At 29.6% G+C, this 12,565-nt stretch carries 12 protein-coding genes; 1 reads left to right on the plus strand and 11 read right to left on the minus strand.

The features are described 5' to 3' along the window. The first annotated feature begins 234 nt into the window (after positions 1-234). Complete coding sequence (locus ACZ5N4_RS21795) at positions 235-555, plus strand: DUF1540 domain-containing protein (protein ID WP_464204592.1); 321 nt, start codon at positions 235-237, stop codon at positions 553-555. A 53-nt stretch (positions 556-608) separates the two neighbouring features. On the opposite strand, the gene ACZ5N4_RS21800 is transcribed toward ACZ5N4_RS21795, so the two are convergent. The 11 genes from ACZ5N4_RS21800 to ACZ5N4_RS21850 form a co-directional block, all read right to left on the minus strand. After that, complete coding sequence (locus ACZ5N4_RS21800) at positions 609-1,157, minus strand: NADH peroxidase (protein ID WP_178908145.1); 549 nt, start codon at positions 1,155-1,157, stop codon at positions 609-611. Between the two features lie 218 nt (positions 1,158-1,375). Next, positions 1,376-3,370: a methyl-accepting chemotaxis protein gene (locus ACZ5N4_RS21805; RefSeq protein ID WP_464204593.1), complete on the minus strand. Its 1,995-nt coding sequence runs from the start codon at positions 3,368-3,370 to the stop codon at positions 1,376-1,378. A 179-nt stretch (positions 3,371-3,549) separates the two neighbouring features. Continuing rightward, a complete protein-coding gene (locus tag ACZ5N4_RS21810; protein ID WP_464204594.1) occupies positions 3,550-4,983 on the minus strand; it encodes a sensor histidine kinase in 1,434 nt (477 codons plus the stop codon). Positions 4,984-5,040: 57 nt separating this feature from the next. After that, positions 5,041-5,736, minus strand: a complete 696-nt coding sequence (locus tag ACZ5N4_RS21815) for a response regulator transcription factor (RefSeq protein WP_464204595.1) — start codon at positions 5,734-5,736, stop codon at positions 5,041-5,043. Positions 5,737-5,885: 149 nt separating this feature from the next. Then, the gene (locus tag ACZ5N4_RS21820; RefSeq protein ID WP_464204596.1) at positions 5,886-6,119 is read right to left on the minus strand and encodes an SHOCT domain-containing protein; all 234 of its coding nucleotides are present in this window, start codon (positions 6,117-6,119) and stop codon (positions 5,886-5,888) included. A gap of 135 nt (positions 6,120-6,254) precedes the next feature. Further along, a complete protein-coding gene (locus ACZ5N4_RS21825) occupies positions 6,255-7,301 on the minus strand; it encodes a C40 family peptidase (protein WP_464204597.1) in 1,047 nt (348 codons plus the stop codon). Between the two features lie 250 nt (positions 7,302-7,551). Beyond that, positions 7,552-7,722 carry a hypothetical protein gene (locus tag ACZ5N4_RS21830; RefSeq protein WP_464204599.1) on the minus strand — a complete coding sequence of 57 codons (171 nt, stop codon included), beginning with the start codon at positions 7,720-7,722 and terminating at the stop codon, positions 7,552-7,554. A 325-nt stretch (positions 7,723-8,047) separates the two neighbouring features. Next, a complete protein-coding gene (locus ACZ5N4_RS21835) occupies positions 8,048-9,502 on the minus strand; it encodes a PH domain-containing protein (protein WP_464204600.1) in 1,455 nt (484 codons plus the stop codon). Continuing rightward, the gene (locus tag ACZ5N4_RS21840; RefSeq protein ID WP_464204601.1) at positions 9,492-9,986 is read right to left on the minus strand and encodes a PH domain-containing protein; all 495 of its coding nucleotides are present in this window, start codon (positions 9,984-9,986) and stop codon (positions 9,492-9,494) included. Before ACZ5N4_RS21840 ends, ACZ5N4_RS21835 begins: the two co-directional genes overlap by 11 nt. 263 nt (positions 9,987-10,249) lie before the next feature. Further along, complete coding sequence (rlmD, locus tag ACZ5N4_RS21845) at positions 10,250-11,602, minus strand: 23S rRNA (uracil(1939)-C(5))-methyltransferase RlmD (RefSeq protein WP_464204602.1); 1,353 nt, start codon at positions 11,600-11,602, stop codon at positions 10,250-10,252. Between the two features lie 24 nt (positions 11,603-11,626). After that, positions 11,627-12,355, minus strand: a complete 729-nt coding sequence (locus ACZ5N4_RS21850; RefSeq protein WP_464204603.1) for a hypothetical protein — start codon at positions 12,353-12,355, stop codon at positions 11,627-11,629. Positions 12,356-12,565 lie beyond the last annotated feature (210 nt).

Raw genomic sequence — 12,565 nt, forward strand, 5'->3', positions numbered from 1 at the left:
ATAATTCATCTATTTATTATATTATGTCATATTTTTGAGATAATTGCATTTACTTCTCGCTTACTTTAACACTTTTTTATTTCTATTAAGGCATAGATTATATTGTATGTTTATGTCGATAACTTTACATTCAACTAATGTTAATAACATACTCTACCTGCTGTATATTATGAAAACTTTAGCTAAAACTAATATTGGTTTATTAAAATCATAAAGATTTAAGGAGGTAATTTTATGCCTAAAATAGTTTGTGATGTTACTAAATGTTCTCATAATAAAAGTAACGTCTGCTATGCCAATCGTATAAATGTAGCTGGAGGAAATGCAGAAAACTCTGAACAAACTAATTGTGCTTCTTTTCTAGATAGAAATCATTATAGCACACTAACTAACAACACTAATTATGATAGTGATGAATGTATTGCTATAGTATGCAATGTACATAGCTGTACATATAATCACAACAAATGCTGTTATGCTGACAGTATACAGGTAACTGGGGATGGCGCTAATTTATACGAAGAAACAAATTGTCATACTTTTAAACCAGAATAATGCCTTGCTAATGATAAAAAGGGATGCTTGCTAAAAAAGCATCCCTTTTTTTATTATTGAAAGTATCTTTCTAATAGGCCTTTAAAAGCTCTACCATGTCTAGCTTCATCCTTACACATTTCGTGTACTGTATCATGTATAGCATCTAAGTTTTTTTGTTTTGCTAGAGTTGCTAGCTTCTTCTTGCCCTCACAAGCTCCATACTCAGCTTCAACACGAGCACTTAAATTTGACTTAGTATCAGCCTTAACGACCTCACCTAAGAGCTCAGCAAATCTTGCTGCATGGTCTGCTTCCTCAAAAGCAATTCTTTTGTATGCCTCTGCTACTTCCGGATAGCCTTCTCTATCAGCTTGCCTTGACATTGCTAAATACATTCCAACTTCAGTACATTCTCCTGTAAAATTAGCTCTTAATCCCTCAAGTATTTCTGCATCTGCATCTGAGTCTGAAGCAACTCCTATTCTATGTTCATCTGCCCAATCTAACCCGTCAGTCACTTCCTTGAACTTTTCTGCAGGTGCTTTACATATAGGGCATACTTCTGGTGGTTCATTTCCTTCATGTATGTAACCACAAATTGTACAAACAAATTTTTTCATAACTTCATTCTCCTTTTCATTGTGTATTAGATCTTTGTTATGTATCCTATATTAGTTTATCTATAAACTGCATTATTAATTCCCTTAATTTCACAAAAATATTATTTTTAAAAAATCTTTATTCTTTATATTTTTTAGGTTAAGAACACTAAAAGCTTAGCATGCAATTCTGTTGTCACATACTAAGCTTTTATAGGAAAACTAACTAAAAATTTAGCCTACAGTTTAAATTTACCTATTTCTCTTTCTAACTCTGCCGAAAGACTTTTTAGCTGCTCTGCATATCTTGTAAAATCCTCCATAGTAGCATTAATCTCCTCTGCAGATGCAGATACTTCTTCTGTAGCAGAAGCTGTTTCTTCGGATATAGATGAAATATTTTCAATTTGTCCAACAACTTTTTCCTTCTTATTATTAATATCTGTTGTATGCGTCTTAATTTCATCAACCTTTTCAGTTAAAGTTCCAATAGAATTTATTATTTCCCTAAATATCTTTTGCGTTTTTACAACTGCCTCTTCCTGATCTTTTACAACAACCTCTGTTTCATCCATAGCCCTTACAGCAGTAGTTGATTTTGACTTAATGTCTTCTATTATTTTTTTAATTTCTTCAGTAGAATTTTTAGATTGCTCTGCTAATTTTCTTATTTCATCTGCTACCACCGCAAAGCCTCTACCAGCTTCTCCTGCTCTTGCAGCTTCAATAGATGCATTTAAAGATAGAAGATTTGTTTGTTCAGTTATATCTGAAATTGTACCTGAAATAGCATCAATTTGATCTGTACTGCTGTTCATTTCTTTAACTATGCTGCTAACCTGCAATGCTGCCAGCTTAGTTTTATCAGACTTCTCTCCAAGAACCTCTACCATTTCTAATCCTTGTGATCCAAGTTGTCTTGCACTAGTAGATATTTCTCCCATTTTTTCTGTGGATATCTCTATTTTATCTAATCCCTCAGATAAATTTTGTATATCCTCAGCTCCCTCTTGAGCACTTTGTGCTGTATGTGTAGCTCCTGAAGCTATTTCTTCTATAGCATGTGATACTTGTCCTATTGAAGATGTAGTCTCCTCTGCCATAATTGCAAGATTTGAGGAAGTTTCTAACACAGTCTTTGAGGAAGCTTCTACACTCTTCATTAAGTTTGATATATTATCAATCATAATATTGAAGTCTTTTCCTAAATCCCCAAACTCATCTTTGGATTTAATGTCTACTTCTGCAGTTAAATCCCCATTAGAAGCCAAGTTAAAAGCATGCTTTATTTTATTTAAATTATTTGCAATTCCCTTACTTATAACTGTAGCTATAAATATAGCAATGACAGCTACAATTAGCACCACTATTAATATTGAAGATCTGATGCTATTTAAATCTTTACTAAGCTCACTTTCATTCATAGAAGCTACCATTTTCCATCCAGTTACTGCATTGGTTTTATATGTAGCAAATTTGTTTTCTCCTCCGTAATTGTACTTTGTAAAGCCATCTTTATTATTTTTCACATCATTCCAGAAACCCAGCTTCGTAGGAGTATCTGTACCTATCATCTCTTTTTTAGGATGTGAAATAGTTACACCGTTATTATCAGCTATGAATACATATCCTGTATCACCTATTTTTGATTTAGATAATGTATTGGATAATGTATCTAATGACATATCTATGCCCACTACGCCAACAACTTTACCATCTTTCTCCACAGTTTTCAATAAAGATATTACCAATTTTCCTGTTTGAACATCTTTATAAGGTTTTGTAATAGCTATTTGTCCCTTTTTTTCTAGTGCTAAGGTATACCATAACCTATCTTTATGATTAAAATCCTTTGGTAATTCAAGTTTAGGATAAGCAGTAAACTTTCCCGATTCTGTACCATAAAATGTATTTAATATATCAGGATTACTTTCTTTTACATCACCTAGTAAAAATTCAGCATACTTAAGCCTTTCTTCATTATCACCCTCTACAAAATTAATGTTAGTTGAGAGCATTTTTATTGGTGCTGATATAGCAGTAAAATAATTGTTTAAACCGTTGTCTATTTCCGTTAAAGTCTGCTTACTCGTTACTTCTAGCTTTTTAGATAAAATACTTTTAGATTGGAAGTAAGTTGCTAATCCTAAAATAAGCAGCGGAACTAAACAAATACTGATAAGGTTTATTATTAGTTTTGTACGAATACTTTTAAAGTTGACACTTAATTTCATGATTAATCCTCCTTTTGTAATGTTGTCGAAATATATTTCTGCATAATATTACGTATATTATCGTATATTTTCACCTTCTCAATAGTGGTTTCCCATTGTAAAAATAAATATTTTGCAAGATTTTTTATTAACACTAAATAAACTTCAGTATACTTTTACATAAATATAAGGAGAAGTAATTACCACTCCTCCTTACTAATTTCACAAATTGTCTGTTTAGGAAATTGTACTATAAATGTACTTCCCTCTTCTTCTTTACTTTCCACACTTATTTTTCCGTCATGAGACTCTACTAAACTTTTAGTAATAGTCAGCCCTATTCCAGACCCTCCCGTATTTTTGCTTCGGGATAAATCAGTTCTATAAAACCTCTCAAATATATAAGGTATATCTTTTTCTGGAATACCTATTCCATTATCGTGAACTTTAATGCAAATACCTTCTTTTTCTTTTTTAAGTTCTACTACTACTTTCCCCTGTGATTTTAAATATTTATAACCATTTGATAATAAGTTATGCATTATCTGCTTCAACTTATCTCTATCCATATACACCCATATATTTTTATCAATATTAGATATAATAACATGATTGTTTTTTGAATATAAAGGCTCAAAGTTTAATATAACTTTTTCTACTTCACTTGATAAGTTAAATTTTGTCTTATTTAATTTTGAATCTGCTTGCTCCAATTTTGCTAAATTACGAAGATTATCTACTAAGCTTGTTAATCTTTCTATTTCATCATAAAAGCCCTTAAGTCTTTCTTCTGTTGGTTCCCATATACCATCTAGCAATGCTTCTACATGAGTTTTAAGTGTAGTGAGAGGTGTCCTAATTTCATGTGCCATATCAGAAGTCAATCTTTTTCTAAGCATTTCTTGGTTTTGTAAGGTTTCCGCTAAATAATTTATTGAAGCTGAAAGTTCTTCTATTTCCTTAGTTTTAGTTTTAACTTTTGAACGAATAGTTAAATCCCCTCTTCTCATTTCATTAGCAGTTTTAGTTATCTTAACTAATGGGTTCGTAAGCTGCTTAGCTAAAATAAAACTTACTCCAAGTCCAAATAGTAGAGCTATAAACCCTGAGAGTATAAAGGAATGATTTAATGTCATTTTAAAAGTCAAAGCTCCTTGACTTAGATATGAGGTTCCAAAATATCCAACAACTATTGTACCGATATTTTTTTTATCTTTTACTAAGGAATGTATCTCTTCCTTATATTCTCCTACATTCATACTAGAGTGGTTGCCCATACCATTTTTCATCATAGTTCCCATCATTGATTCCATCATGCTTCTATGCTGAAGGTGAGAATTACCTGAATCAAATACTACATTTCCACTGGAATCCTTTACTTGTATATAAAATTCTTCTAATACTGCATATCGCAATAGTTCATCTTTATTAAAATTCGAAAATCCAGTTTTATCATTGTATAAATCCTGGGCAGTAATTATGATTTTATTTACTTTATCTTTGTGTTCATCTATTAAATAGTTGTTAAACTTTTTTCCAACCATATAATTTGAAATAAAACTTACTATTAATATCGCTCCTATTACTGCAAGAAGAAAGCCTGCAGATAACTTTTTCATCAAGGACATTTTCATTTCAGCCCACTCCTACTCTTTATAAACCTGAAATATATTTAGTTAATACACCTGTTATTAACCTACAAACTTATATCCCATACCGTAAACTGTGATAATATATTTAGGCTCTTTATGATTATCTTCTATCTTTTGCCTTATATTTTTTATATGACTATCAATAGTCCTATCAAAACCCTCATAATCTAATCCAAAAGCTCTTTCCACTAATTGTTCCCTTGAAAATACCTGCCCTGGATTAGTTAATAGCGCTAATAATATCTTAAATTCATTAGTAGTTAAATTTACGTACTGACCGCCTTTTTTCACTTTCATCTTATTTATGTCTATCTCTAAATCTCCATTATTAAAAATTAAGTAATCTGCAAGAGGACTAGAATCTCTATAAGCCCTTCTAATTAGCGCCTTGACTCTTCCTACTAATTCACGAGCACTAAAAGGCTTAGTTAAGTAGTCATCTGCTCCAATAGCTAATCCTTCAATCTTATCATCTTCTTCTGATTTTGCTGTTAACATAATTATAGGGACATCTGACGTTGCTCTTATTCTATTACAGACTTCTTCTCCAGATATTTTTGGAAGCATTAAGTCCAAAACAACTAGATGAATTAATTCATTTTTAAATAATTTTAACGCTTTTTCACCATCTTCAGCAGTTAACACATTAAAGCCTTCCTTTTTTAAATAAGCTTCTACTACTTCAACAATCTTAGGTTCATCATCAACTACTAATATTGTCTTTATATCACTCATTATTAACACCTCTTTATCGTAACATCCCATTTTTAAACTTTATTATATTTTATCATATCTCAAACCATCATTATTAATAAATATAAATCAACCCCCTAGTTCTAAAAACTAGAGGGCATACAGTTAGCTTTTTCTAGAAATTAAGCTTTCTATTTCTTCTGTGTCATAACAGTTCTTCTTTTAATATATTCTTCTTCACTAATTTCTCCACTAGCAAACTTTTCATCAAGTATTTTTAAAGCACCGTTAGATTTTGATGTATAATTTTTTATAAGCTTAACTCCAAATACTATTAAAACTATGAATACTAATATTCTAATGCCCATCATCATAAACATCCATGGGCTAAATCCAAAACCTGAACCTCCAAATCCACAAAACATATTGATTTCCTCCTAAAATATTAATTTTTCAACTATCTCAACCTGTTGTTTGAGTTAATTATAAATTATAACTATGGAGAAAATATGGAGAAACTCATTTTTTAAAATATAGTTATACACTTATAAATCTTTATATTATTTAACCCTACGAGCTGTTATATAGTCGCTTCTATCAACTGGTGAAATCTTAATTACATCTCCAGTACGAGGAGCGTGTATATATGCACCATTACCTACATACATTCCCATGTGAGTAGGATCGCCACCTTTGCCAAAGAAAACTAAATCTCCTGGCTGTAATTGATCTCTTGATACACCTACTCCATCATTTATCTGATCATATGTAGTTCTTCCTACAGAAATTCCAAAGTGTTTATACACATACTGAGTAAAACCTGAACAATCAAACCCGCTTGGTGTAGTTCCACCCCATAAATACGGTGTTCCTAGAAAATTTGAAGCATATGCTACAACATTATCATTGCTTATAGATGATGCTCCTCTAGATAGAGTTACTTTAGGTGCTGCAGCTCTTATATTAGCAACTTGGTTCACAGCTGTACTCACTGATGCTTGTTCAGCTGCTGCATATTGTCTTTGCTGCTGCTTAGCTTGTTCTATTAATTTTTTTTGATCACTTTTATTTTTATTAAGTTCGCTTAGTTTCTTTTCGTTTTCTGTTTTTAACACCAATAGTTTTTTGTTTTCTGTTTTTAGCTTATCCACTTTATCGGTAATATTCTTTTGTTTTATCTTATAATTTGAAATAACCTTATTATCAAAACTTATTATTTTTCCAACCATGTCAGCTCTTGAAATTAAATCTCCAAGTCCGTTAGAACCTAAAATCATACCTAAATATCCACTAGATCCATTTATGTAAAGTGCTCTCATTCTCCTGTTAAACAATTCTTTTTCTTTTTTTATGTCACTTTCAGCTGTTTTCAATTCATTTTCTGAATTCTTAATTTCCTTTTCTTTTGTCAGTATCTGCTTTTTATTATCACTGATTTTATCCATTATACCTTCTATTTGGTTGTCCAAGTTTTCTATATTTCTTTCAAGTTCTTGAACCTTTGAATATGAATTATTGCTATTTGATGCTGGTTGTGCAAAAACTACACTGTTAGCTGTTACCGTAAATGCCAATACCATTAAAAGTTGCTTTAATCTCTTATTCAATGTTATCTCTCCTTAACCTAATGCCTGTTGTTAATTATTAGAGCATATATTTTTTATATTATACAGAAATTATATGTAGATTTTATGAAGATTTTTGGAGAACTTTAACTAATTCAAATTACAATTTCATAGGTAAACTAACTAGAAAATTAACTTAAATGATAAAAGTACAAAGGAGTAAATTTCTCCAAATCTACTCCTTTGTACTTTATAGTTTTAATTTATTAATATAAATTCTTTTTCTAATTCTCTATTCCATTTGATTGAGTTCTTCATCTGATGATTTTTTTTCTTTAGAAGTGAAGCCAAATCTTTGTATATTAGGATAGTCACAACTTCCAGATTCATTAGCTCCTAATTTTAATCTATTTAATGTTTCATTGTCTTTAGATACTAATTCGTCTTTATCTTTGCTTGGCATTTACTTATTCCTCCTTTTAATTAATTCTTACTCGCATTTCATGTTCTATCATAAGTTTGTACAATTACACAATAATTACTATATAAAATTAAAGTAAAAATACACATTTATTACGATAATAAAAATAATATTATATTTTTGTTATAATTATCCTTAAATACTATTCATGCTCCCAATGGCAATGCGTATGTAAACTTAAAAAACACAGGAGAAGCCTAAATAAAAACAACAGGCTTCTCCTTCTTCATAATATTCGCTAGCTAGCTTTACAGAAGTTTTTCCATCATAGTAATGTTAATAAATTTATAATCAAGCATTCCCTGATTTATAAAATTAAATTTTTTTGCAATTGTGTATATATCTCTTCCCTCATATGCCTTATGTGAAGAATATCTCCAAGTTTATTAGAATATATATCTATCTTATAATCACAAACCTTACCCATTTTTTGAAATATTCCTTGATTTTTAGTTATTGATTGAAGGTTATCTTGTCCTATTATTGTTGTTACCTTTGAAAAGGCTCCTGTGCTTGCTATTAAAGATTTCTTTGAAACTCCTAATGATGTATTTTTGTAATTTAGATATCCTGAAATTAAACAATAGCTTAATATAAGTATAACAATTAATAATTTAATATTTTGTGGTGCAATTCTTATAAATATATATGCTGGTATTAATATAATAAACCATATTATAAAATTTTTTAACACAAATCTTATTAAACTACTCTTAGGAGGTTTATTCACTTCTCCTTCAAAAGATATATTAGGTAATAGTTTCTTTATGAATTTGTTTTTAAAATTATCATCTGCTATAGGATATAATAATGCTTTTTCATCTTTCTCATCACCATATCCTATGGTTATAATTTCTACTGTATAAATATTTAAAATTTGTTGTAATATGCTTTGTTTGTATCTCACTCCATATATCTTATCTATATTAAAAGAATATTCCTTCTTACTTAGAATTCCATAGGATATGCTTATTTTTTCTTCATTAGACATTACTGTGAAATTGTATAAACGTATTGATTCAAATACTATTGATAATATTGTTATTAAAATATATATTAATACTACAAATCCTATTAAAATTGCAATACTAATAGCAATTGATTTAACCTTAATAAAATCTATATTCATATTGCTGCTTATAAACTTAGAAAAGGATATATCTAAAAATTTTCCTATATCATCTAATACATTATTTAATAAAAAGAAACCTCCTACTGCCCAGCCAAGCTTAGATTTAGTCAATGCATATTTTAATATTTCACCATTAGTTATAACTTTTTTAACTGTAATATTTACTATGTTACTTTCTGCGGCTTCATTATTTTCACCTGTATCTATTTTTTTTGAACTTAAAATTATATCCTTAAGCTCTTCTATACATTCCTTATCTGCCATTATTTTTAATTCAGATTTTGCAGCCACAGCGCTTCCAGTATCTATCTTCATGGTCAATACATTAAACATTCTATCTAATAAAGTTTGTCCAACATCTATTGTATTTATCTTACTGAAAGGAATTTCTTCCTTTGATTTTGAAATAACACCTTTTTCATATACTAATAAATCATCATCAATATAGAATATTGTCTTTCTCCATTCTAGTATTGATATAACAATTATTGCAACTAATAAAAGTCCAATATAATAAATCCCTCTTTTATTTACTGCTAATAAGATAAATATAAAAATGCTATTTTTAATAAGATTAATTAAATTTTTTATTATATATATCCAGTGGTTTCTATTAATATTATTTATCATAGCCTTCCACCTTTTCTCTTATTTTATCTTTTAAAAACTCACCTATCTCTTCTGCCTTTTTCATATCTATATTAGGTATTTTATGACTTCCTCCTGCTGTATGTATGCTTATATCTGCTAAATTAAAAATTTTATTTATAGGCCCTTGATTTACCTTTATATGTTGAACTCTAACTATAGGAATTATAGTTGTAGTTATAGAGTAAATTCCTTCTGAAAACTCTATCTTGTCCTTAGTTATGGCATATTTCCACTTAGCATATTCTATAGCTGGATATATAAATGTATTTAATAACAATAATCCTATTATCACAATAATTGTTACACTAATGTGTATATCTAATTTTATAAAAAAGTTAGCTTTCAGTTTATAAGTAAAAAACCATTTACCTATCCCTAATAATGCTGATATTATAACCGTTGTTATAAATCTTGCTAACATCCATGACGTTTTTGCTTTTTCATTAAGTTTATTATATTCCATAATGTTCAACTCCCGTAATATAATTTTAGCATGAATATAATTATAACATAAAAAATATAGAATATTATCCAGTGTTGGAAATAACAATATAAATACTAAGGTATTAGGAAACCTCAATTTTACAAAAATGCCTTTAAACCTTTTTTCCAAAACAAATACCCGTATTTCTCTCCTTATTAGGTAAAAAATCCCCCCAAACCTTAGTCTGGGGGGAACGGAAAACACAATTTAATATTTGCTTAAAAGCTTTCTAGCCCTTGATATTACTTACTTAACTTCACCACAGTTTCGATATGCGGTGTATGCGGGAACATATCCATGAGTTTAACCTTATCAACCTTGTATCCAGCATTTTGTAATACCTGAAGGTCTGTCACTAGAGTTTTCGGATTACATGATACATAGATTATATCCGGTGCATTAAATTGTATAACATAATTTAATGCAGTAGGATGAACTCCAGGTCTTGGTGGATCTAAAATTATCACGTCTGGTTTATCTTTAATAGTTTTTATAACTTCTGCTACATCTCCAGCTATAAAGTTACAATTAGACAAACCATTAAGCTTTGCATTCTCATTGGCAGCCTTTACAGCCTCTTCTATAAGTTCAACACCTATAACTTTTGCTGCCTTAGAAGCCACAATTTGCCCTATAGTTCCAGTTCCACAGTATAAATCAAAAACTACCTTAGAAGAAGCATCTCCTAAGAAATCTTTTACGATACTATAAAGACTTTCAGCTCCCTTTGAATTTGTTTGGAAAAAGGATTCTGGGGCTATTTTAAATTTAAGACCTAAAATCTCTTCTATTATATAGTCTCTTCCATATAAAATTTCAACGCTATCAGCTTGAACTACATCAGAAAAACTATCATTTATAGTATGTAATATGCCCTTTACTTCTCCATTATAATTTAAGTTTAGCAGTATATTGGTTAGTTCGTTAAAATCAAAATCTATTTGTGAAGTGGTAACAATATTCACTAAAACTTCACCAGTATTTTTTCCTTTTCTTACTACGAGATTTCTTAAATAACCTTCCCTTTTCATTATTCTATAATAAGGAAGTTTTTTCTCTCTAAAATACTTTACTACAGTATCTAAAAGCACTCTAAAATCTTCATCTACTATCTGACAACCGTGAACATTTACAATTCCAAAGCTTTTTCCTGTTATATGCATGCCTAATGTGAGTTCTCCACCTTTTTCTTCGTCACCAAAGGAGAACTCCATTTTATTTCTATACTCAAATTCCTCTGGACTTTTTTCTATGCCAAGGAATTCAAAGTCTTTAATACCTGTATTGCTTAAAAGCTCCAGTACTTGATTTTTTTTAAATTCTAATTGATTTTCATAAGGAAGAAATTGAGAATTACATCCGCCACAAAGATTAAAATGAGAACAAGCTACTTCTTTTGCATAATCTATATTCTCTAGTACTTCTGTTATCTTAGCTTCCGCATATTCTCTTCTTTTTTTTGAAACTCTAGCCTTTACTTTTTGTCCTGGAAAAGCATTTTTTATATACACCTTAAGTCCATCATAATTTGCTACACCTGTAGCTGGGAATTCCGTTTTTTCTATATAAAATTCATATTCATTGCCTTTTTTCAATTATTACTCTTCCCTTTCTTGTGTCTATATTTTACTGAATTTTTGCCCTAAAGTTTTTCCACACTTCGATTTCTGCATGATAACTGGATACAAAACTAGTATTATTAAAAATATAATTATATATACTCCTTTAAAGTCTGCTACATAGTATCCAAATATTAGCCTTAAAATCACATCAAATAAGTAAACACCAACAAGGGATGTTAATGCCGTTACTGCTGTATCTATTAAAGAGACTTTAAGTGCACTGTTTAAAAATGATTTTCTTTCTTTTGAAGGAGTATCACTATCTTCTGAGACTAAAGCTGTACTTTCTGATTTCTCATCCTTATTTGTTTCTTCATCTTTAGACTCTTCCAGCTCTACTGTATCTTCCTTATTTACTATCTCTTCACTTACTACTTCTTCATTCTTAGGCTCTTCACTTACTACTTCTTCATTCTTAGGATCTTCATTTATTATTTCTTCTTCGTCTACTGTTTCCTTCTTGCTTTCTGTATCCTTACTGCTTGCTATTTGCTCTTTGCTTATTACCTCTTCATCTGCTATTTCATCAACAACTGTTTCTTTAATACTTGATTCTTCATTACTTACTGCTTCGCTATTTTTATCATTGGCATTATCAGCAGTATTATTGTCTTCCTTTTTCTTATTTTCTTCCATATTTTTATTTCTTAACTCTTCTAAGAATTGTCTTTTAGCTTCTTTTTCATCTATAATAAGTCCTTCATGTTTTAATTCATCATCTAACATTTCCAATTCCTCCTAGATTTTTTCTTTATAACAAATATATTATGCTACACTATTTCTATTATGTAAATAGCCCCTTTAAAATCCCCTAATATATTTCCTCAAATAAATAGGATTGAGAAAAAATTTTTATATATAAACTTTATTGCAAAATTAGTTGTTTTTTGATAAATTATACTTTAATTAAGCGTAATTTCAACATTATTATCGTTA

This window comes from Clostridium nitrophenolicum (genome assembly GCF_055391695.1).

What these genes read in the sequence shown, in the direction of transcription:
- ACZ5N4_RS21795 (WP_464204592.1), top strand. Translation starts at nt 235, where the DNA reads ATGCCTAAAATAGTTTGTGATGTTACTAAATGTTCTCATAATAAAAGT.
- ACZ5N4_RS21800 (WP_178908145.1), bottom strand. Translation starts at nt 1,157, where the DNA reads ATGAAAAAATTTGTTTGTACAATTTGTGGTTACATACATGAAGGAAAT.
- ACZ5N4_RS21805 (WP_464204593.1), bottom strand. Translation starts at nt 3,370, where the DNA reads ATGAAATTAAGTGTCAACTTTAAAAGTATTCGTACAAAACTAATAATA.
- ACZ5N4_RS21810 (WP_464204594.1), bottom strand. Translation starts at nt 4,983, where the DNA reads ATGAAAATGTCCTTGATGAAAAAGTTATCTGCAGGCTTTCTTCTTGCA.
- ACZ5N4_RS21815 (WP_464204595.1), bottom strand. Translation starts at nt 5,736, where the DNA reads ATGAGTGATATAAAGACAATATTAGTAGTTGATGATGAACCTAAGATT.
- ACZ5N4_RS21820 (WP_464204596.1), bottom strand. Translation starts at nt 6,119, where the DNA reads ATGTTTTGTGGATTTGGAGGTTCAGGTTTTGGATTTAGCCCATGGATG.
- ACZ5N4_RS21830 (WP_464204599.1), bottom strand. Translation starts at nt 7,722, where the DNA reads ATGCCAAGCAAAGATAAAGACGAATTAGTATCTAAAGACAATGAAACA.
- ACZ5N4_RS21835 (WP_464204600.1), bottom strand. Translation starts at nt 9,502, where the DNA reads ATGATAAATAATATTAATAGAAACCACTGGATATATATAATAAAAAAT.
- ACZ5N4_RS21840 (WP_464204601.1), bottom strand. Translation starts at nt 9,986, where the DNA reads ATGGAATATAATAAACTTAATGAAAAAGCAAAAACGTCATGGATGTTA.
- ACZ5N4_RS21850 (WP_464204603.1), bottom strand. Translation starts at nt 12,355, where the DNA reads ATGTTAGATGATGAATTAAAACATGAAGGACTTATTATAGATGAAAAA.